This window comes from Zobellella aerophila, from assembly GCF_039539325.1.
Taxonomy (GTDB): Bacteria; Pseudomonadota; Gammaproteobacteria; order Enterobacterales; family Aeromonadaceae; genus Oceanimonas; species Oceanimonas aerophila.
Genome location: NZ_BAABCX010000002.1, coordinates 21,819 through 40,740, shown reverse-complemented (window position 1 = coordinate 40,740; position 18,922 = coordinate 21,819). Strand labels below are relative to the sequence as shown.

The following is an 18,922-nucleotide window of genomic DNA, read 5'->3' as shown; positions in this document are numbered from 1 at the left end:
AACAATGGGTAGAACCTTTGGTGTGATCGGCGGTTTGTGCCTGGTCTGTTCTATCGTGGTATCAGTGGCTGCCGTCGGCCTCAAGCCGATGCAGCAGAAAAACCAGGCGTTGGACGTGCAGACTAATATCGTCGATGTCGCCGGCCTGGGTCGCAGTAACGTCGCCGATAACTACAGCCGCTATATAGACGCGCGGCTGGTTGATCTGGCCACCGGCGAGTTCACCGAGCAGCCTGCCGACGGCTACAACCAGCGTACCGCCGCCAAGGATCCCGCCGCCAGCATCAGCCTGAGCGCGGATGAAGATCCGGCCGGTATCCGCCGCCGCGCCAACCTGGCGCCGGTCTACCTGGCGAAAGACGAAAACGGTGAGCTGGACAGTATTATCCTGCCGGTACACGGTCAGGGGCTGTGGTCTACCATGTATGCCTTCGTGGCGGTCGCCCCCGACGGCAATACCATCAAGGGCATCACCTACTATGAACAGGGTGAAACCCCCGGCCTGGGTGGTGAGGTGGAAAACCCGGCCTGGCGTGCCCAGTTCGTCGGCAAGCAACTGTTTGACGAAAACGGCCAGCCGGCACTGCGCGTCGTGAAAGGCGGCGCGCCGGAAGGGGCTCCTTCCAGTGTCGACGGCCTGTCCGGCGCCACCCTGACCTCCAATGGTGTGCAGAAGACCTTTGAGTTCTGGTTGGGTCCTAAAGGTTTTGGTCCTTTCCTGGCCAAGGTTCGTGAAGGAGAGCTGAACAATGGCTGATAAAGCTGAAATGAAAAAGGTGCTGTTCGGGCCTATTATCGGCACCAACCCCATCGCCCTGCAGGTACTGGGAATATGCTCGGCCCTGGCGGTGACCTCGCAGATGCAGACCGCGTTTGTGATGTCCCTGGCGGTGATCTCGGTAACAGCGTTTTCCAACCTGTTTATCTCGTTGATCCGCAACCAGATCCCCAACTCGGTACGGATTATCGGCCAGATGGCGATCATCGCCTCGCTGGTGATCGTGGTGGACCAGATCCTCAAGGCTTATGCCTATGACATCTCCAAGCAATTGTCGGTGTTCGTGGGACTGATCATCACCAACTGTATCGTGATGGGCCGTGCCGAAGCCTATGCCATGAAGAGCCCGCCGCTGATGTCGTTCCTGGATGGCATCGGTAACGGCCTCGGCTATGGTCTGATCCTGCTGGTGGTGGCCACCGTGCGTGAAATCCTGGGTTCCGGTACCTGGTTCGGCATCGAGATCCTGCCGCTTATCAAGAACGGCGGCTGGTATCAGGCCAACGGCCTGCTGCTGCTGCCGCCCAGTGCCTTCTTTATCATTGGCCTGTTTATCTGGATCCTGCGTACTTACCGTCCAGAGCAGGTGGAGGCGAAGGAGTAAAGCATGGAACATTTTCTGAGTTTGTTTATCCGCGCCGTCTTTATCGAAAACTTGGCGCTGGCCTTCTTCCTGGGGATGTGTACCTTCCTGGCGGTATCCAAGAAGGTCAAGACTTCGTTCGGCCTGGGGGTCGCGGTGACCGTGGTACTGACCATTTCGGTACCCGTCAACAACCTGATCTACAACTTCATCCTGAAAGACGGGGCCCTGGCCGAAGGGGTGGATCTGAGCTTCCTGAACTTCATCACCTTTATCGGGGTGATTGCGGCTCTGGTGCAGATCCTGGAGATGACCCTGGACAAGTTTTTCCCGGCGCTGTACAACGCGCTCGGCATCTTCTTGCCCTTGATCACGGTAAACTGCGCCATCTTCGGTGGTGTGTCCTTTATGGTGCAGCGGGACTACAACTTCGCCGAATCCATCGTCTATGGTTTCGGCTCCGGCATCGGCTGGATGCTGGCGATTGTGGCCCTGGCCGGTTTGCGTGAGAAGATGAAGTACTCGGATGTACCTGATGGTTTGCGTGGCTTGGGTATTACCTTCGTCTCCGCCGGCCTGATGGCGCTCGGCTTTATGTCTTTCTCTGGCATTTCTCTGTAAAGCCAGTGACGGAAGAGGAACAATAGATGGAAATCATTCTAGGCGTGGTCATGTTCACCGTGATCGTGCTGGTCCTGGTAAGCATTATCCTGTTTGCTAAGTCCAGGCTGGTTGCGGAAGGGGATGTGACTATCAGCATCAACGACGATCCTGCCAAGGCGATCACCACTGGCGCCGGCGGCAAGCTGCTGGGCGCCCTGGCGGCCAACGGCATCTTCGTCTCTTCTGCCTGTGGCGGCGGTGGCTCCTGTGGTCAGTGTCGGGTACGTATCCTGGAAGGGGGGGGGGAAATACTGCCTACCGAGCAGGATCATATCTCTAAGCGGGAGGCCCGCCACGGCGAGCGTCTGTCCTGCCAGGTCAACGTCAAGCAGGACATGAAGATCGAGCTGCCGGAAGAAGTGTTCGGCATCAAGAAGTGGGACTGTGAAGTTATCTCCAACGATAACAAGGCCACCTTCATCAAGGAACTCAAGCTGAAGATCCCCAACGGCGAAAGCGTGCCTTTCCGTGCCGGCGGTTATATTCAGATTGAAGCGCCTGCTCATCACGTCAAGTATAAAGACTTCGATGTGCCCGAGGAGTACCGGGAAGACTGGGACAAGTTCAAGATCTTCGAGCTGGAGTCCAAGGTAGACGAGGAAACCATCCGCGCCTACTCCATGGCCAACTATCCGGAAGAAGAAGGCATCATCATGCTCAACGTGCGGATTGCCACGCCGCCGCCGAGCAACTGGACTGCTCCTCCGGGCAAGATGTCTTCCTATATCTGGTCGCTGAAGGCCGGTGACAAGGCCACCATTTCCGGTCCCTTCGGTGAGTTCTTCGCCAAGGATACCGACGCCGAGATGGTGTTTATCGGCGGTGGTGCCGGTATGGCGCCGATGCGCTCTCATATCTTCGATCAACTCAAGCGCCTGAACTCCAAGCGCAAGATCAGCTTCTGGTATGGTGCCCGCTCCAAGCGCGAAATGTTCTATGTGGAAGATTTCGACGGCCTGCAGGAGCAGTGCGACAACTTCCAGTGGCATGTGGCGCTGAGCGATCCTCAGCCCGATGACAACTGGACCGGTTACACCGGCTTTATCCACAATGTGTTGTTTGAGAACTATCTGCGGGATCACGACGCCCCCGAAGATTGTGAATACTACATGTGTGGACCGCCCGTGATGAACGCCGCCGTGATCAATATGCTCAAGGAATTGGGCGTAGAAGATGACAATATCCTGCTGGATGACTTTGGTGGCTAATCGCTGATGATATCGCGTGTAACTAAATGGCTGGCCCCTGTGGGGCTGGCCTTTTTATTGGCGGCCTGTCAACCGCCGGCGACGGAGTCGTCGGTATTGCATCTGACCGGCGAGACCATGGGTACCTATTATTCGGTGAAGGTGGTGGGGGCCGATGAGGCACTGGCAGCGCCTCTGCAGGCGGAGATCGACCGCCGGCTGGAGCGGGTCAACGACCAGATGTCCACCTACCGGCCCGACTCCGAGCTGAGTCGTTTCAACCGCCATGAACAGCCGACGCCTTTCCCGGTGTCGACCGATACCGCCAGGGTGGTCACCGCCGCCCTGCAGCTGGGGCGGCAGAGCGATGGCGCCCTGGATGTAACGGTGGGACCGCTGGTCAACCTGTGGGGCTTCGGTCCCGATGCCCGGCCGACCCGCATCCCTTCACCTGAACAATTGCAACAGATCCGGGCACTGACCGGCCTGCGGCATTTGCAGGTCAGGGTGACGGCGGAAGGCGAGTTCCTGCATAAACAACTGCCGGAGCTGTATGTGGATCTGTCGGCTATCGCCAAGGGCTTTGGCACCGATCTGGTGTCCGAGTATCTGGCTGAAGAAGGCTTGACCGATCATCTGGTCGAGATCGGCGGCGAGGTGCGGGTCAGCGGTCACAATGCCCAGGGCCAGCCATGGCGGATTGCGGTGGAAAAACCGGGAGCGGAGAGCGGCTCGGTGCAGCAGGTGATCGCCATCGGCAACAACAGCGTGGCCACCTCCGGCGACTACCGTAATTACTATCAGCTGGATGGTAAACGGCTGTCCCATACCCTGGACCCGGCCACCGGCCGGCCGATCACCCATAACCTGGCCTCGGTGACAGTGATACACCCTTCCTGTATGATGGCAGACGGTCTGGCAACGGCGCTGACGGTGATGGGAACCGAGCAGGCCCTGGCATTTGCGGAAGCAAACCGACTGGCGGTCTATCTGCTCACCAAGACTGACGACGGCTTCAGGGTGGATATGTCCAGCGCCTTCAAGAAGTATTTAAGAGGTTGATATGCTGTATTTTCTGATTACCTTCGGGGTGTTTGCCCTGGTGATTTTCGCCATGGCCATCGGTTACATAGTGCAGCGCAAGACCATCTCCGGCTCCTGCGGCGGCCTGGGCTCGATCGGTGTCGAAAAGGCTTGTGATTGCCCGGACCCCTGCGATAACCGCAAGAAGAAAATGGCCAAGGAAGAAGCCAGACGTAAGATGCTGGAAGAAAACCGCATCATTTGATGTAGGGCAGGGACTTGGGATTGGTGATTCATCATCCCAAATCCCAAATCCCAAATCCCAAACCCCAAATCCCCGGCTTCCTGCCCACCTGGTTTCGCGCTACTATTCGGATACTGTGTATTTATCCAGCCCAGACCGTGCGCAAGATCATTCATATCGATATGGACTGCTTTTTTGCCGCCGTAGAGATGCGTGAGCACCCCGAGTGGCGCAGTATTCCCCTGGCCATCGGCGGCAGTGCCAGCCGGCGCGGGGTGATCGCCACCTGCAACTATCCGGCACGTGCCTATGGGGTTCGCTCGGCTATGCCCAGCCATCAGGCATTGCAGCTGTGTCCCGAGCTGCTGCTTGTGCCCGGTAATATGGAGCAATATAAGGCCGTTTCCCTGCAGATCCGTGAAATTTTTAGTCGCTATACCCTCTTGGTTGAACCCCTGTCATTGGATGAGGCCTATCTGGATGTGAGCGACAGCCCGCTGTTTCAGGGCAGTGCCACCCGCATCGCCGAGGATATTCGCCGTACTATCCAGCATGAGCTGCAGTTGACCGCGTCCGCCGGCGTGGCGCCCAACAAGTTTCTGGCCAAGATAGCCTCGGAAGAAAACAAGCCCGATGGCCTGTTCGTGATCCCGCCGGAGGCGGTCACCGATTTCGTGCAGCGCCTGCCCCTGGCCAAGATCCCCGGTGTCGGCCGGAAAACCGCGCAAAAGCTGGCGGACCTGGGATTGGAAACCTGCGGCCAGTTGCCTGACTTTGGGGCAACCGCCCTGGTGCGACACTTCGGCAAATTTGGTCAATTGCTCTGGCAGCGCTGTCAGGGCAGGGACGAACGACCGGTACAGGTGGAGCGGATCAGGAAGTCGGTGGGGGTGGAAACCACCCTGGCGGCCGATATTTACAGCGAGGTGGAAGGGGAGGCCGTGTTGGCCAGCTTGTGGCCGGATCTGCAGCGCCGGCTGGCCGAACGCGCCATCAAGGGGCTCTGTATCAAGCTGAAGTTTTCTGACTTTCAACAAACCACCCTGTCCCGGCGCAGCCTGAATCCGGACTGGCAACAGGCCCGGTTGTTGCTGGAGCAGGCCTGGGCACGGCGCAGTGGCAGGGGGATACGCCTGGTAGGGATCAGTGTGGAGCTGGACGACAGCCGGCACACAGAACAGTTGAAATTTGACTGGTAGCCAGGCTGGCTGCCGCTCTCATCGTGATCCGGCGGCGGGTTACGGGTTCAGATGATTTTCTTCCACTATCTGCCAGCCCTGATTGTTACTTGTCGTTGCGGCCGGCGGTGCCTGGACATTGTTCGATGGCGGTAGCTGAACGGCCGGTGCGGTCTGACCTGGCTCGATGGCGGGACTATACCGGCCATCGTTGACTGGCCGGGCTTGAACGGTGGGTGTTTCGTTACGCTTGTCGTTTTGGATACCGGGCGCCAGCTTGCGGGTCTCGTCCAGCAGTTCACGGCCGAAGCTCACCGCCTTGTTGAGCAGGTTGTCCGCCAGCACCGGGGTAGAGAGCAGGGTCAGCAATACACAGAGGGGGGAGAGTTTCATCTGGTTGTCCTCTTCAAGCGAATTTGCCCTGAGCATACGATAAATCGGCACAATTAAACATGCCGTCTCCCTCGCACCTGTCTGACTCTGGCGCGCGCCTAGCGGCGGGGCGTCTGGTGCAGCACCCGGGTCAGCAGCAGCCAGAAGCGCTCCACCGCCTTGATATGTACCCGCTCATCGGGGGAATGGGCGCCCTGGATGGTGGGTCCGAAGGATACCATGTCCCAATGGGGGTAGCTGGCCTTGAATAGCCCACATTCCAGGCCGGCATGGATCACCTTGACCGCCGGCAAGGCACCGAAAACTTCCTTATGGGTAGCCAGCACCAGCTTCATGATCGGGGAGTCGGGATCCGGCTGCCAGCCGGGATAGGCGCCATTAAACTGGCAGTCGGCACCGGCCAGGCGGAACACCGCGGCCGTCATCTCGGCCACCCGATCCCGGCCCCTGTCATCGAGGGAACGGATCAGGCATTGCACGAAGATACGCTCTTGCTCGGTTTTGATCACCCCCAGGTTGGTCGAGGTGGTGATGGTTTCCGCCATGCTCCGGCTGGTGGCCATCACCCCGTGTGGGCAGGCCAGCAGCGCATCCAGCAGGCGTTGCTGCAGCTGTGGGGCCATGACTCGCTCGGGCAGCTCCGGCTCGGCCGTCAGGCTCAGGCGAATAAAATCATCTACCCCGGCAAATTCCGTGCTGAATTGTTGCTGCCACCGCTCGAGCAGGCTGTTGATACGCTCTTGGTGCTCCGGTGCCAGGGTGATGGTGGCCCAGGCCTCACGGGAAATGGCATTGCGCAGGGTTCCGCCGTTCAGCTCGGCCAGGCTGAACTCCAGCTGCTGGCCGAGCGCGTGCAACACTTCGGCCAGCAGCTTGTTGGCATTGGCTCGCCCCTGATGAATATTGATGCCCGAATGACCGCCGCGCAGCCCGGCGACGGCCAGCCGCCAGGCCTGATGTCGCCGGTCGGGGCCCACCGCCAGGTAGGGCAGGCTGATATTGGCATCGACGCCGCCGGCACAGCCCATATAGACATCACCGTCCTGCTCGGAATCGGTGTTGAGCAGTATGTCTCCTTGCAGCAAGCCCGGCTCAAGGCCAAATGCCCCCGTCATACCGCTTTCTTCGTCTATGGTCAGCAGGACTTCCAGCGGGCCGTGTTCCACATGGCGATCGGCGAGCACCGCCAGACAGGCGGCAAGACCGATACCGTTATCTGCCCCCAGGGTGGTGCCGCGGGCCTTGACCCAGTCGCCATCCACATAGGGCTGGATCGGATCCCGGGTGAAGTCATGCCGGGAGTCGGCATTGGCCTGAGGCACCATGTCCATGTGGGCCTGCAGTATCACCCCTTTGCAATCCTCCATGCCGGCGGTGGCCGGTTTCCTGATGATCAGGTTACCGACTTTGTCTTGTTCGACCGCCAGGTGCCGGTCCCGGGCCCACTGCTCAATCCATTGGCGCAAGGCGGCTTCATGGCGGGAAGGATGAGGGATGCTGCAGATGGTCTCGAAGAATTGCCAAAGTAAAGGTGGTGACAACTGACTGATGCCGGCCATGGAATACCCTCTGGAGTCTGATTGCTTGGTGAACAGCCATCTTATCCTAACTTTCTTGTTATGGCTTGGTCCGAACAAAAAATACAATAAATTGTTGCTATTGCGTTACATTGTTCCAGGTTTTCTGTAACTGCTGGTTTTATAAACCACATTATTGCTGGTTGCTGGTTGCTGGTTGCTGGTTGCTGGTTGTTGGTTGTTGGTTGTTGGTTGAGCGGCGCAGCATGGGCGAGATAACCCGGGACAGCGCTCCCCCTTAATAAACCTGAAACACTGGTCAAGGTTAAGCGCAATCTTTATAATGCGCCCATTATTTATCCGTGGGCGTCTGACATCGGGCAGGGCATCAGCCTTTTGTCCGGCTTTCCTTTATCTGGAAAAATGTCGATGTCGGCGGCACTATACTTTTGATTCTGCATATCAACACCCAAAGGTTTTTTCTATGCCCAACAAATTCGTGGTTACCTGGGATTCTTTTCAGCGTGAAGCCCGCAAGCTGGCTCGTCGTCAGCTGCCCGCCAGCCAGTGGAAAGGCATTATCGCGGTGAGTCGCGGTGGCCTGGTGCCGGCGGCCATCATGGCGCGTGAGCTGGGTATCCGCCATGTGGATACCATTTGTATTTCCAGTTATGACCATGATCATCAGCGCACCGAGCTTCAGGTGTTGAAGCAGGTATCCGGTGACGGCGAGGGCTTCCTGGTGGTGGATGACCTGGTTGATACCGGCAATACCGCCAAGGTAATCCGTGAGCTGTACCCCAAGGCCAAATTTATTACCGTATTTGCCAAGCCCAAGGGCGAGCCGCTGGTGGACGACTTTGAGGTGCGGGTGGGTCAGGATACCTGGATAGAACAACCCTGGGATATGAGCGTGACCTTTGTGCCGCCCCTGTGTGAACAAGAATAAGGTATGATCAAAAGGCTCCTCGGGAGCCTTTTGATTTTATGGCGGATTTAACTTGATAGCGGGTGTAACAGGAGGCACTGATGAGCGGGGCGAGCGACAACCTGAGTGAGCGGCTGTTTTCCCGGACCGAGTACCAGCCCGAGACTTCTACCATTTCGTATCAGGGGGCCCGGGGGGAGGTGAACGAGCCGCTGGCGCCTTATATCGACGGTGCCCACCTGCCGAGTTTTTACCGGCTGCAAAAGCGGGCCTTCTGGCGCTGGCAAGGCACCGACAGCATAGAAATCGAGGCCACCCTGGCCCGAATCGCGGCCGGTCGAGGCCTGCGCAGCTCGGCGCGCTGGCTGGATACGGTCAGCGACTATAAACGCGGCAACTGGATTTTTGAATGGAGCCAGCTGGGCTCAGCCCAGCTGCAGCAGGGCATGGCGCTGAGCGGAGCCGAGCCGGAACAGGCCCGGCTAGCGTTCCTGGCGGCGGCCCGTTATTTCGCCCTGGCCAGCTATCCCCACCTGAAAGGCGATACCCTGGGGCTGCAGGCGCAACGGCTGGCGAATCAGGCCTACCGGCGGGCCGGACAGCTGCAGCCGGTGCCGCTGAAAGAGCTGAAAGTCCCCTTCCATGGCAAGTGGGTCCAGGGATATCTGCATTTGCCCCGGCTGGACAAGCCGAGCCCCTTGGTGATCGTCAGCGGCAGCCTGGACAGTATCCAGCTCGACTTTCAGCGTTTCTATCAAGACTACCTGGCCCCTGCCGGTATCGCCATGCTGACGGTGGATATGCCGGGGGTGGGCTATTCGGCCCATTGGCCGCTGGTGCAGGACAGCAGCCGCCTGCATCAGGCGGTGCTGGACTATGTGCCCAAGATCCCCTGGGTGGATGAGCGCCGGGTGGCCTTGTTGGGGGTCAGGATGGGCGGTAATGTGGTGGGCCGGCTGGCTTTCCTGGCACCCTTCAAGCTGCGTACCGTGGTGAGCATTGCCGGGGCCGGCCATCGTTATTTCACCGAGCACCCGCGCTTTATGCAGACACCGCCCATGTTGCGGGATACTATCGCTAATCGCCTGGGGGTCTGCAGTAATGACTGGGAACGGCTGTTTTACCGCTGCCAGGAGTTCTCGTTAAAAACCCAGGGGCTGCTGAGAAGCCGGACCACGGTGCCGATATTGAGCATAGGACACAAGCGTGACTTTATCTGTCCGGAGCAGGATACCCAGGCCCTGGCCGACGCCAGCAGGGGCGGCAAGGCACTGGTGCTGGACAAGCTGCCGCTGTTCGATGTGTACGGGGTGGCGCTGCGGCAAGCCCGGGACTGGTTACTGGCGCATTTCTGATGCTGTCCTTATCGCCAGTTGTCCGACTTTTTAGGAAGATGCGTGGGGCCACCCTTTACCCTTGGGCTAAAAAACGTTACATATAGGCTAGTTACCAGGGAGGCAGGCATGACAACAGAAAAGGCTACTCATCATCAACTGTTACGTAAACTGGCAGCCATCGGCCCTTACTTGCGCGGAGAGGTGTCGGATGAGTCTGAGTATTTCTTTGATTGTTTGGCCGTCTGCGCCAGCGCCAAGGCGGCACCGGAACAACGGGAGTTCTGGGGTTGGTGGATGACCTTGACGATGAAAAATGAAGAGACCTTCGAATTCCATTATACCTTGGGCTTCTATGATGCGGCCGGTGAGTGGCGTTCCCAGGAGGTGCCGAAGAAACATCAGGATGAAGTGGTTCGGACCTTGCGTGAGTTTTATGAGAAACTAAACCTGTGCCTGGACGGACTTGCCCTGAAGGCAGTACCTTCACCGGCCCTGGGAGAGAGCCACCTGCTCAGCGCGGCATAATGCGCACAAGGGCGATCATGTAAACGCCATAAGCGTCTTTTGAACTTTCTTTTTGCCGGCTGTGCCGGCATTGCTGTTATTAAGGAGCCGTAGGGCGTTCCATGAAAGGCAAAACCATCGTTGTTAAACTGGGCACCAGCGTACTTACGGGTGGCACCCGCCATCTGGACCGGGCGCACATGGTGGAGCTGGTGCGCCAGTGCGCCAGCCTGCACAGGGCCGGGCACAAGATCATCGTGGTCACTTCGGCGGCCATCGCCGCCGGGCGGGAGCACCTGGGCTTTCCAGAACTGGCTACCACCATGGCCAATAAACAGATGCTGGCGGCGGTGGGCCAGACCCAGCTGATCCAGAGCTGGCAAGCCCTGTTTAATATTTACGGCCTGCACGTGGGGCAGATATTGCTGACCCGTGCCGATCTGGAAGACCGGGAACGCTACCTCAACGCCAGGGATACCCTGAGGGCCTTGCTCGATCACCGCATCATCCCGGTCATCAATGAGAACGATGCGGTGGCCACCAACGAGATCAAGGTCGGTGATAACGACAACCTGTCGGCCCGCGCCGCCATCCTCGCCAATGCGGATCTGCTGATCCTGCTGACCGATCAAAAAGGCCTGTTCACCGCCGATCCCCGCCATGACCCCAAGGCGCAGCTGATTGAAGAGGTGCAGACCATAGATGACACCCTGCGCAAGCTGGCCGGTGGCAGCATCAGCGGCTTGGGCACGGGCGGCATGGCCACCAAGCTGCAGGCGGCGGATGTGGCCAGACGCGCCGGTGTCGATGTAGTGATCGCCACCGGGCAGATGCCGGAAGTCATCGGCCGCCTGGCCAAAGGCGAGCGGATCGGCACCCGTTTCCCGGCCCTGGCGACGCCCTTGGAAAGCCGCAAGCGCTGGATCCTGGCCGGGCCGCCTCCCCATGGTGAGATCCATATCGACGGTGGTGCGGTCAGCGCGGTCAGGGACAAGGGTTCGAGCCTGTTGCCCAAAGGCATAGTGAAGGTCGACGGGCGTTTTCGCCGGGGAGAGGCGGTACGTATCGTCAATCCGGAAGGCCGCGAGCTGGCACGGGGCATCTGCCGTTACGATGCCCTCGATTTGAACCGGATTAAAGGCAAGCACTCGGAAAACATCGAGGCCCTGTTGGGGTATGGTTACGGTAGTGTGGCCATTCACAGAGACGATTTGGTGCTCTTGTAGGAGACAAGATGAATTTAGAACAAATGGGTAAGGCGGCCCAGGATGCCGCTTATGTCTTGGCTGAAACCCCGACCCGGGTAAAGAACTGCGCCCTGCTGGCCATGGCCGATGCGCTGGAGGCCAATGGTTCGCAGATCCTGGCCGCCAACGAACAGGATCTGAGCGCCGCCCGGAACCAGGGTATGGCGGAGGCCATGCTCGATCGGCTGATGCTGAATCCGGCGCGCCTGAAGGCCATCGCCGATGATGTTCGCAATGTGGTGTCGCTGCAGGATCCGGTCGGCAGTGAGCTGGAATCCCGGGTGCTGGAAAACGGCATGCGCCTGTCCCGCCGGCGGGTGCCGCTGGGGGTGGTCGGGGTGATTTATGAAGCCAGGCCCAATGTCACCATAGATATCGCCGCCCTCTGCCTGAAAACCGGTAATGCCAGCATATTGCGCGGCGGCCGGGAGACCTTCCATACCAATCAGCAGCTGGTCAAGGTGATCCAGCAGGCCCTGGCGGTGAGCGAATTGCCCGCGGGCTGCGTGCAATATATCGGCGAGCCCGGACGGGAGTGGGTCAGCGGCCTGCTCAAGCTGGACCGCTACGTGGACATGATCATCCCGCGCGGGGGCCCCGGCCTGCACCAGCTGTGCAAGGAGCAGGCGACCATACCGGTGATCATCGGCGGTTTCGGGATCAGCCATACCTTTGTCGACGCCAGCGCCGATCTGGGCCGTGCCCTGGCGGTGGTGGACAACGCCAAGACCCACAGGCCCAGCGCCTGTAATGCCCTGGATACCCTGCTGGTGCACCGGGCGATTGCGGATGGGTTTCTGCCGTTGCTGAGCGAGCACATGGCCGCCAAGGGCGTTGAGCTGGTGGCGGAACAAGAGGCCCTGCCGTTATTGCAACAAGGGCCGGCCAAGGTGCGCGCCGCCCAGCAGGGTGATTTCGACACCGAGTGGCTGAGCCTGACCCTGGGGGTCAAGCTGGTGGCGGATGTGAATGAGGCCCTGGCCCATCTGCGCGCCTATAATGCCAGCCACTCCGATGCCATTTTGACCAATGATCTGGCCAATGCCGAGCGCTTTATCAATGGCGCGCCGTCGGCGGCGGTGTATGTCAATGCCTCGACCCGTTTCACCGATGGTGCCCAGTTTGGCCTGGGAGCCGAGGTGGCGGTATCTACCCAGAAGCTGCATGCCCGCGGCCCCATGGGGCTGGAGGAGCTGACCAGCTATAAATGGATAGGTCAGGCCGATTATTTAATCCGCCAGTAAGCGGGTTGTCTAAGAGAGGTTTTGTTATGCCGTCCAAGTTGCTGGATGCCCTGTTGTTGGCGATGCCCCTGTCGCTCACCCTGGAGTCGTGGCGACAGCATCTGAAAACCCAGTTGCCTTACCCGGTGCAAGGGGCTAATACCCTGTTTATCGGCGAACCCACCCTGGCCATTGTTGACTTTCAACATAACAGGGCCGAGGTGTTGCTGCCGGCGATAGAGTGGCGTCACCATGATATCCAGACCGCTAAGCCACAGCGGCAGGGGGTGGTGGAAGAGCGCAACGGCACCCTGGAACAGCTGATGGCGTTGGTGGATGAGACCATTGCCTTTCGTCTGAAGTCGTTTCGCGAGTGCGCCAGTTGCGGCACGCGCTTCCCGCCTGAAATGCTGGGCTCGCTGGGTGGCGAGCCCATCTGTCGGGACTGTATCAAAGGGCGGCGGGTGCTGTTCTGAAAATCGGGAGTCGGGGATTAGGGACTCGATCCTGGTCCCCAATCCCCAATCACTAGTTCCTGATCCCTGAGTCCCTAATTCCCGATGTGAGCCAGCCAGATGCGCAGAAACATGCCCGGCAGAGTGGTAAAGCCGGTGGTGATGTAATCCAGCTTGCCGTGGCTGGCAACCATAAGCGTAGGGGTGACCCCGATGCCAAGGGTACGGGCGAGCCGGGCTTGCCCGTCGTTGACCACGGCAAATTTCAATCTGTGCTTATCCACATAAGCGGTCAGTTTCTCCTCCGGACCCGAAGTGACGGCGATGCCGACCACCGGCAGCTGGCGGGCCGCCAGGCTGACCATGGGGGAGACCCATCGACACACGCCACACCAGCTGGCCCATACATAAACCAGCACCGGCTGCTGCTCGCTGAGGGCGGTCAGATCCAGCACTTGCCCATCCAGGGTGGTGAGGGTGCCCAAGGTCTTTGTGCCGGCCACGATATCCTGACTGCGCCAGATATCGATGGCGGTGATAACCGCCAGCAGGAGCAGCAGATAACCCGCCAGGGACCGCAGCTTTTTCCACCCGCGGCTCATGGCCGAGCCTCTTCCAGGGCATCGATCACCTGCCCGGTGGTCAGGAGCACCGGCAGGGGCTTGCCGTCGGGCAGCGTTGGTCCATACACTTGGTTAAAAGGCACGCCGGCCCGGCCATGGGCGCGTAAGTAGGCGGTCACCTCGGTATCAGGCCTGGTCCAGTCCCCCCGCATCAGCAGCAGATCCTCATCCTGCAGAGCACTGTATACCGGTTCCTGCAACAGGACGCCTATTTTGTTGGCCTGGCAGGTGATGCACCAGTCGGCGGTGATGTCTACAAACACCCGCTTGCCTTCGGCCACTTGCCGCTCGATGCGTCCGACATCGAGAGGTTTCCAGTTCAGTTCATCTTTCACCGGGTTCACCCAGTAAGGCTGGGTCAGCAGCGCCACCACGCCGCCTATCCCGGCCAGCAGGCTGCCAGCGGCCAGACAGATCAGCAGGGCCTTGATGCCGTGGCGGCGAACCGTAAACAGCAGGGGTAACAGCAACAGGGCGGCAGCCAACAGCAGGCTGGCATTGGGACCCAGGCTTGGACTGAGCAACGACAGCAACCACAGGCTGGTGGCCAGCATCATGACACCGAACAGCACCTTGACCCACAGCATCCAACGGCCGGGTTTGGGCAGTACCCTGAGGGCGGCGGGAAACAGCGCCAGCAGCAGCCAGGGTAGGGCCATGCCCAGTCCCAGGCCGGTAAAGATGGCAACCAGTATCGGTGGTGAGGAGGCCAGGGCTAGGGCCACGGCGGTGCCCAGGAAGGGGGCACTGCAGGGGGTGGCCAGCAGGGTGGCAAGCATGCCCTGCAACAGATGCCCGGCATCCCCCCGATAAGATCGGGTGGCCAGCCAGGTGTTCAGCTGGTGGGGCAGCCGGATATGAAACATGCCGAACAGGTTGAAGGCAAACAGGCCGGTTATCAGCAACATCAAGGTAAGAAAGGCCGGCTGCTGGAACTGGATGCCCCAGCCCAGGCTGGCGCCGGACCAGGTAAGCGCCAGCATAAAGGTGGCCAGTGCCCAGAATGACAGCAGTATGCCGATGGCCGACAGCAGCAGCGGACGACGAATTTGCGCCGGATTTCCACCATGGAGCAGCAGGCTGTTCAGCTTAAGCCCCAACACCGGCAGCACACAGGGCATGATATTGAGGATAAGGCCGCCCAGCAAGGCATAAAGCAGGGCCTGGAGCAGGCTGAACGGCGGCGTGTCGGGGAGTATGGGAGCCGCCTTGACGGTGCCGGACAGCTGTTCGGCAAACCCCTGATCGGCGACGGTGACGGTCAGGCTTTCACCCGCCAGATCTAGCGCATCATCCCAGCTGCCGACCATAAAGCGGACGTTGAGTCGATCGCCGTCCAGGTTCATTTGCGGGCGACTAAACAGGCTGGAGTCCAGATCATCCACAAATACCACCGGCTCCTGCCAAGGCCGAGGTCCCTGCAGGCTGATCAGCAGCTGTTGCCGCTGTTTGTCCCACACTGGCTGCGCCATGCTGACCAACCGGGCCGGGCCGGGCACCTGTGACAGCGCCTTCTGATAGGCATATTGAGAGCGCTCATCGACCCCGGAGGTGAGCGGCTCAAAGGTCAATTGCAGGGTGTAGTCGGTCAGCACACAGATGGTGGTACAGCTGGGCAGGGTCAGGATCGCATTGAGGTGGATTGGCCGGCTCGGATCCTCGGGCGCCAACTGCAGTGGAAACGCCACCTCGTCCTGATAGCCCTGGGTCTCGACGCCCAGCAGCATAAACCGCTCGGGAGTGGGCCACTGCCAGTTAACGGCGGCCAGGTTTTCCGAGCCTTGCCAGTCGATGCGCGGTGCTATCCCGCCTTCTCCCGGCGAACGCCAATAGCTCTTCCAGCCATCGTCCAGGGCGACTTCCAGCAAGGCCGGATAGTGCTGATTGCCTGCATCAAAGCGGCCGGCCTGGGACAGCCGGACCTGTACCGGCGGATGTTCGGGGGCTTGCAGCCAGCCGGTGTTTTGTGCCTGTGTCGGACCGGCGGACAGCAACAGCAGCAGCAGGCCGCTCAGTAAAATTTTAATCATGAACAGTCCTCATAAACATCAATACGTTAAATTTAAATCTCAACGTATCGGGGGCTATTCTCGGAACACACAGAAAAGCAAGTGCCGCCTTCGTCGGACGGCAAAGCACAGTTTGATGAGGAAGCAGAAAAAATAACGGGGCGGGATAAGAGGCCACAGCAACAGCAGCAGCCCGACCAGGGGGATGTCCTGCAGCGACCAGCTCTTGAACAGCAGTTTGCCCGACAGATCACAGGACTGTCCCGGTGTCGGCTGCTCGTCCTCGTTGCCTGACCGGGACTCGGACTGTTGCTCGGCGGAGACGGCGCCACCGGCGGCAGGGCAGGCAAGGATCAGTCCCATCCGCTGGCTCAGACAGATGCTCAGCACCATCAGTACCAGGGTGAGGGCCAGCCCGGCCCGGCGGGTCAGCCCAGCGCCAGCCATAATGCCACACCCAGCATCAGGCTGCCGGCGATGCGGTTCATCAACCGCACCTTGCCTTTCTGCAGCAGTACCCGGCTCAGGGTTCGGCCGCCACTGGCGTAGAGCAGCAGGCAGATAAATTCCAGGGTGAGGATAATTGCCACCAAGCCGATCAGCTGGCCGGCGAGCGGTGCTTGGCTGTCGATAAAGGGTGGCAGCAGGGCGATAAAAAACGCCCAGCCCTTGGGATTGGCAATGGCGGTGACAAAGCCCTGGCTTACCAGGGTGCTGGCGGGGATATGGCGCGGGCCCAGGTCAACCGGGCTCAGGGCCAGCTTGCCCTTGGAGCGCCACAGCTGGATGCCCAGATAAGCCAGGTATAAGCCGCCGCCATATTTCAGCAGCAGGAACAGCAGGGGATACTTCAGCATCAGGGTCGCCACCCCGATCACCGCCAGGCAGGCGACCAGGCCGACCCCGGCCAGCTCGCCCAGCATCATCCACAGGGCGCGGCGCACGCCGACCGTCATGCCCAGCGACAGGGCCAGGGTCATGCACATGCCCGGGGTGACCGAGACGAAGAAGAAGGTGGGGATAAATACCATTAAGATTGAGGCGTTGATAGGGCACCTGCCTGTTATTTGGATTAAGCCATAGACAATATTCTCCATTGTAGGGCAAAGGCCGGACAACAGGCTATGGAAAAAGGTCAGGATGGGAGTTTGGGACTGGGGACATTGGCATCCCCGGTCCCCGTTTTTGCTCAGTCGCTGAAGCGAGGGCTGAATACCAGGCGGCCGGGTGTGATATCCATGGCGATGGGGGCCTTGGTCAGCCAGCCGTAGCGGCTGTCGTCCAGGCGATAAACCGGCTGGTTTTCCAGTACAGCCCGCACCAGCTGCATCATACCGACCGAGGCGGCGGACATATCCCCCTGGTAGCCGAAGGCATTGACCTTGCTTTGCAGCAGGTTGAGGTCCCGCAGGTAGATGGCGTTCTGTTGGCGATCATAGACGGGCCGGCCCTCGATCACCAGATCCAGCCTGGCCGGGAAGCGGGCCACTAGGGCATTGATGGCGGTTTCCCCTTGCAGATCGAGGCGCACCACCTGGCGGTTGTCCGGGCCTATCGCCAGCCTGAGGTTGTCTATCCGGGTCTGGACCAGCCCCTGGCTGAGCTGGGGTGTTTTCTGTTCCAGCAGGGTATAAAGAGATTTTTCTATTTCACTTTCCGATACGCTGTATTGACTGAGGCCGGCACAGGCGGTCAGCAGCAGTGAGGCCAACAACAGCAGGGGGTAAACAAAGAGGTTACGCACGAACGGCTCCTTTCTCGCCGGATCTAAAGCGGCAGTGTAGCCTAAGCCGGGTAGGCAAATCCCGGAATTTATCGGACCATTTGGCAGCTATTGGCGCAACAAATTATCCAGCTGGTTGGCAAAGGCCTGGCGGTCGGACTGGCTCAGGCTGGGGGGGCCGCCGGTCTGCACCCCGCTGGCCCGCAATGTATCCATAAAATCCCGCATGGTCAGCTTGGCACGGATGGTGCCGCTATCGAAGCGTTCCCCCCTGGGGCTGAGCACATGGGCCCCCTTGGCCAGGGCGTCCGCGGCCAGGGGGATATCGGCGGTGATCAGGATATCGCCGGGTGCGAGGCGTGCCACGATTTCGTTATCGGCGATATCGAAGCCTTTTGGCACCTGTAGTTGCCTGATCAGGGTGGAAGGGGGCAGGGGCAGGCCGTGGTTGGCGACCATCACCAGTTCGGTGCCGGTACGCTCGGCGGCACGGAATAAAATGTCCCGAATCACCTTGGGGCAGGCGTCGGCATCGACCCAGATCTGCATCAGTTATGGCGTCCCTGTTTTTGCTTGCGGACGATGGCCTCTTCAAGCTCCCGGGGCTCGACCACCACACCGGTTTCATCCAGGGTCGGAAAGACCGCCACCAGTAATTCATCCTCTTCCATGCCGGGTACCCAGCGGGCCAGCCAGACTTGCAGACTGAGGGCTTCGGGGGTGCAATGGCTCCAGTCGTCCCGGGCCCAGTCCCGGGCGTAGTCGGCATGGGGCCAGACCGGGATGCAATCCTCATCATCGTCGGAGGTGAGCATCATGCAGCCGTGTTCGTCGGTCAGGATCCACAGCTCCTGGTGCTCACAGACCCGGGCCACAAAGTGATTGAAGCGTTCGTCATCCCGCATCATCTGGGCGGCATTTTTATCGGCGGTGGTCAGTGTGTAGCTCATGGCGGACTCTCGTTAAGGTGCTTATGTGCGCATGTTCACACCGGCAGCACCTTGTTGTCCAGCCCAAGCTGGCGGCGCCGGCTGTATTTGCTCCAGACTCGTTCGTGAAAATAATAGGCCAGGGTGTTTACCATGGGCTCCACCAGGGCGATCAGGCCGCCGATCAGTGGGTCACCACTCAACAGGTAGGCCACGCTGAAGGCAACGGTAAAGTGCACGGCGGCAAAGGTCAGGGTCTTGATCATGGGGAGTCATCCTTAAAAACAACAATTGATAAATGATAATCATTATTGTTTTGGTATCAAAGAGAATATTCCTATGGCTTCGATAGGGACAGCTTATCCAGGTAATCTGCGG

The 18,922-nt window shown here is 59.6% G+C and carries 23 protein-coding genes; 13 read left to right on the top strand and 10 right to left on the bottom strand.

What is annotated here, in order from left to right; all coding sequences use genetic code 11:
• Positions 1 to 4: 4 nt before the first annotated feature.
• The 7 genes from ABD806_RS07820 to dinB all read left to right on the top strand — a co-directional run bounded on the left by ABD806_RS07820 (position 5) and on the right by dinB (position 5,677).
• Positions 5 to 757, top strand: a complete 753-nt coding sequence (locus tag ABD806_RS07820) for a Na(+)-translocating NADH-quinone reductase subunit C (protein ID WP_344956595.1) — start codon at positions 5 to 7, stop codon at positions 755 to 757.
• Positions 750 to 1,382: an NADH:ubiquinone reductase (Na(+)-transporting) subunit D gene (locus ABD806_RS07815; RefSeq protein WP_344956593.1), complete on the top strand. Its 633-nt coding sequence runs from the start codon at positions 750 to 752 to the stop codon at positions 1,380 to 1,382. The genes ABD806_RS07820 and ABD806_RS07815 overlap by 8 nt, the downstream gene beginning before the upstream one ends.
• 3 nt (positions 1,383 to 1,385) lie before the next feature.
• Positions 1,386 to 1,982 (top strand): NADH:ubiquinone reductase (Na(+)-transporting) subunit E, encoded by a 597-nt coding sequence (nqrE, locus tag ABD806_RS07810; RefSeq protein WP_344956591.1) that lies wholly within the window; start codon positions 1,386 to 1,388, stop codon positions 1,980 to 1,982.
• 26 nt (positions 1,983 to 2,008) lie between these two features.
• The gene (gene nqrF, locus ABD806_RS07805; RefSeq protein ID WP_344956589.1) at positions 2,009 to 3,232 is read left to right on the top strand and encodes an NADH:ubiquinone reductase (Na(+)-transporting) subunit F; all 1,224 of its coding nucleotides are present in this window, start codon (positions 2,009 to 2,011) and stop codon (positions 3,230 to 3,232) included.
• 6 nt (positions 3,233 to 3,238) lie between these two features.
• Positions 3,239 to 4,273 carry an FAD:protein FMN transferase gene (locus tag ABD806_RS07800; RefSeq protein ID WP_344956586.1) on the top strand — a complete coding sequence of 345 codons (1,035 nt, stop codon included), beginning with the start codon at positions 3,239 to 3,241 and terminating at the stop codon, positions 4,271 to 4,273.
• A gap of 1 nt (position 4,274) precedes the next feature.
• Positions 4,275 to 4,499: a (Na+)-NQR maturation NqrM gene (nqrM, locus tag ABD806_RS07795; RefSeq protein WP_344956584.1), complete on the top strand. Its 225-nt coding sequence runs from the start codon at positions 4,275 to 4,277 to the stop codon at positions 4,497 to 4,499.
• 137 nt (positions 4,500 to 4,636) lie between these two features.
• Positions 4,637 to 5,677 (top strand): DNA polymerase IV, encoded by a 1,041-nt coding sequence (gene dinB / locus ABD806_RS07790; RefSeq protein WP_344956581.1) that lies wholly within the window; start codon positions 4,637 to 4,639, stop codon positions 5,675 to 5,677.
• A gap of 39 nt (positions 5,678 to 5,716) precedes the next feature.
• Here dinB and ABD806_RS07785 read toward each other — a convergent pair whose 3' ends face one another.
• Both ABD806_RS07785 and ABD806_RS07780 read right to left on the bottom strand, forming a co-directional pair.
• The gene (locus ABD806_RS07785; RefSeq protein ID WP_344956579.1) at positions 5,717 to 6,049 is read right to left on the bottom strand and encodes a hypothetical protein; all 333 of its coding nucleotides are present in this window, start codon (positions 6,047 to 6,049) and stop codon (positions 5,717 to 5,719) included.
• A 98-nt stretch (positions 6,050 to 6,147) separates the two neighbouring features.
• Positions 6,148 to 7,608: an aminoacyl-histidine dipeptidase gene (locus ABD806_RS07780; RefSeq protein ID WP_344956576.1), complete on the bottom strand. Its 1,461-nt coding sequence runs from the start codon at positions 7,606 to 7,608 to the stop codon at positions 6,148 to 6,150.
• A 442-nt stretch (positions 7,609 to 8,050) separates the two neighbouring features.
• Between ABD806_RS07780 and gpt the strand changes: the two genes are divergently transcribed.
• The 6 genes from gpt to ABD806_RS07750 all read left to right on the top strand — a co-directional run bounded on the left by gpt (position 8,051) and on the right by ABD806_RS07750 (position 13,281).
• A complete protein-coding gene (gpt, locus tag ABD806_RS07775) occupies positions 8,051 to 8,515 on the top strand; it encodes a xanthine phosphoribosyltransferase (RefSeq protein ID WP_344956575.1) in 465 nt (154 codons plus the stop codon).
• Between the two features lie 80 nt (positions 8,516 to 8,595).
• Positions 8,596 to 9,849 (top strand): esterase FrsA, encoded by a 1,254-nt coding sequence (frsA, locus tag ABD806_RS07770; protein WP_344956573.1) that lies wholly within the window; start codon positions 8,596 to 8,598, stop codon positions 9,847 to 9,849.
• 108 nt (positions 9,850 to 9,957) lie between these two features.
• Complete coding sequence (gene crl, locus ABD806_RS07765; protein ID WP_344956571.1) at positions 9,958 to 10,356, top strand: sigma factor-binding protein Crl; 399 nt, start codon at positions 9,958 to 9,960, stop codon at positions 10,354 to 10,356.
• Between the two features lie 101 nt (positions 10,357 to 10,457).
• A complete protein-coding gene (proB, locus tag ABD806_RS07760; RefSeq protein ID WP_344956569.1) occupies positions 10,458 to 11,561 on the top strand; it encodes a glutamate 5-kinase in 1,104 nt (367 codons plus the stop codon).
• 8 nt (positions 11,562 to 11,569) lie between these two features.
• Positions 11,570 to 12,826: a glutamate-5-semialdehyde dehydrogenase gene (locus ABD806_RS07755; RefSeq protein WP_344956567.1), complete on the top strand. Its 1,257-nt coding sequence runs from the start codon at positions 11,570 to 11,572 to the stop codon at positions 12,824 to 12,826.
• A gap of 26 nt (positions 12,827 to 12,852) precedes the next feature.
• Positions 12,853 to 13,281: a hypothetical protein gene (locus ABD806_RS07750; RefSeq protein WP_344956565.1), complete on the top strand. Its 429-nt coding sequence runs from the start codon at positions 12,853 to 12,855 to the stop codon at positions 13,279 to 13,281.
• Positions 13,282 to 13,355: 74 nt separating this feature from the next.
• Here the strand turns inward: ABD806_RS07750 and ABD806_RS07745 are convergent, their stop codons facing one another.
• The 8 genes from ABD806_RS07745 to ABD806_RS07710 form a co-directional block, all read right to left on the bottom strand.
• Positions 13,356 to 13,862, bottom strand: coding sequence for a redoxin domain-containing protein (locus ABD806_RS07745; protein WP_344956563.1), 507 nt, complete (start codon positions 13,860 to 13,862; stop codon positions 13,356 to 13,358).
• A complete protein-coding gene (locus ABD806_RS07740; RefSeq protein WP_344956559.1) occupies positions 13,859 to 15,913 on the bottom strand; it encodes a protein-disulfide reductase DsbD family protein in 2,055 nt (684 codons plus the stop codon). Before ABD806_RS07740 ends, ABD806_RS07745 begins: the two co-directional genes overlap by 4 nt.
• Positions 15,914 to 15,967: 54 nt before the next feature.
• Positions 15,968 to 16,339: a hypothetical protein gene (locus ABD806_RS07735; protein WP_344956557.1), complete on the bottom strand. Its 372-nt coding sequence runs from the start codon at positions 16,337 to 16,339 to the stop codon at positions 15,968 to 15,970.
• Complete coding sequence (locus tag ABD806_RS07730; RefSeq protein ID WP_344956555.1) at positions 16,321 to 16,923, bottom strand: LysE family translocator; 603 nt, start codon at positions 16,921 to 16,923, stop codon at positions 16,321 to 16,323. Before ABD806_RS07730 ends, ABD806_RS07735 begins: the two co-directional genes overlap by 19 nt.
• Before the next feature lie 158 nt (positions 16,924 to 17,081).
• Positions 17,082 to 17,636 (bottom strand): YceB family lipoprotein, encoded by a 555-nt coding sequence (locus tag ABD806_RS07725; RefSeq protein WP_344956553.1) that lies wholly within the window; start codon positions 17,634 to 17,636, stop codon positions 17,082 to 17,084.
• An 87-nt stretch (positions 17,637 to 17,723) separates the two neighbouring features.
• Complete coding sequence (locus tag ABD806_RS07720; protein ID WP_344956551.1) at positions 17,724 to 18,164, bottom strand: YaiI/YqxD family protein; 441 nt, start codon at positions 18,162 to 18,164, stop codon at positions 17,724 to 17,726.
• Positions 18,164 to 18,565 carry a DUF2750 domain-containing protein gene (locus ABD806_RS07715; protein WP_344956549.1) on the bottom strand — a complete coding sequence of 134 codons (402 nt, stop codon included), beginning with the start codon at positions 18,563 to 18,565 and terminating at the stop codon, positions 18,164 to 18,166. Before ABD806_RS07715 ends, ABD806_RS07720 begins: the two co-directional genes overlap by 1 nt.
• Before the next feature lie 35 nt (positions 18,566 to 18,600).
• A complete protein-coding gene (locus ABD806_RS07710) occupies positions 18,601 to 18,810 on the bottom strand; it encodes a DUF2061 domain-containing protein (RefSeq protein ID WP_344956547.1) in 210 nt (69 codons plus the stop codon).
• Between the last annotated feature and the right edge of the window lie 112 nt (positions 18,811 to 18,922).

Coding starts and splice junctions, on each gene's coding strand:
- crl (WP_344956571.1), top strand. CDS start 9,958: ATGACAACAGAAAAGGCTACTCATCATCAACTGTTACGTAAACTGGCA.
- ABD806_RS07785 (WP_344956579.1), bottom strand. CDS start 6,049: ATGAAACTCTCCCCCCTCTGTGTATTGCTGACCCTGCTCTCTACCCCG.
- ABD806_RS07800 (WP_344956586.1), top strand. CDS start 3,239: ATGATATCGCGTGTAACTAAATGGCTGGCCCCTGTGGGGCTGGCCTTT.
- ABD806_RS07735 (WP_344956557.1), bottom strand. CDS start 16,339: ATGGCTGGCGCTGGGCTGACCCGCCGGGCCGGGCTGGCCCTCACCCTG.
- ABD806_RS07720 (WP_344956551.1), bottom strand. CDS start 18,164: ATGCAGATCTGGGTCGATGCCGACGCCTGCCCCAAGGTGATTCGGGAC.
- nqrE (WP_344956591.1), top strand. CDS start 1,386: ATGGAACATTTTCTGAGTTTGTTTATCCGCGCCGTCTTTATCGAAAAC.
- gpt (WP_344956575.1), top strand. CDS start 8,051: ATGCCCAACAAATTCGTGGTTACCTGGGATTCTTTTCAGCGTGAAGCC.
- ABD806_RS07815 (WP_344956593.1), top strand. CDS start 750: ATGGCTGATAAAGCTGAAATGAAAAAGGTGCTGTTCGGGCCTATTATC.
- ABD806_RS07740 (WP_344956559.1), bottom strand. CDS start 15,913: ATGATTAAAATTTTACTGAGCGGCCTGCTGCTGCTGTTGCTGTCCGCC.
- ABD806_RS07750 (WP_344956565.1), top strand. CDS start 12,853: ATGCCGTCCAAGTTGCTGGATGCCCTGTTGTTGGCGATGCCCCTGTCG.
- ABD806_RS07755 (WP_344956567.1), top strand. CDS start 11,570: ATGAATTTAGAACAAATGGGTAAGGCGGCCCAGGATGCCGCTTATGTC.
- proB (WP_344956569.1), top strand. CDS start 10,458: ATGAAAGGCAAAACCATCGTTGTTAAACTGGGCACCAGCGTACTTACG.
- ABD806_RS07715 (WP_344956549.1), bottom strand. CDS start 18,565: ATGAGCTACACACTGACCACCGCCGATAAAAATGCCGCCCAGATGATG.
- ABD806_RS07710 (WP_344956547.1), bottom strand. CDS start 18,810: ATGATCAAGACCCTGACCTTTGCCGCCGTGCACTTTACCGTTGCCTTC.
- nqrM (WP_344956584.1), top strand. CDS start 4,275: ATGCTGTATTTTCTGATTACCTTCGGGGTGTTTGCCCTGGTGATTTTC.
- nqrF (WP_344956589.1), top strand. CDS start 2,009: ATGGAAATCATTCTAGGCGTGGTCATGTTCACCGTGATCGTGCTGGTC.
- frsA (WP_344956573.1), top strand. CDS start 8,596: ATGAGCGGGGCGAGCGACAACCTGAGTGAGCGGCTGTTTTCCCGGACC.
- ABD806_RS07730 (WP_344956555.1), bottom strand. CDS start 16,923: ATGGTATTTATCCCCACCTTCTTCTTCGTCTCGGTCACCCCGGGCATG.
- ABD806_RS07780 (WP_344956576.1), bottom strand. CDS start 7,608: ATGGCCGGCATCAGTCAGTTGTCACCACCTTTACTTTGGCAATTCTTC.
- ABD806_RS07745 (WP_344956563.1), bottom strand. CDS start 13,862: ATGAGCCGCGGGTGGAAAAAGCTGCGGTCCCTGGCGGGTTATCTGCTG.
- ABD806_RS07820 (WP_344956595.1), top strand. CDS start 5: ATGGGTAGAACCTTTGGTGTGATCGGCGGTTTGTGCCTGGTCTGTTCT.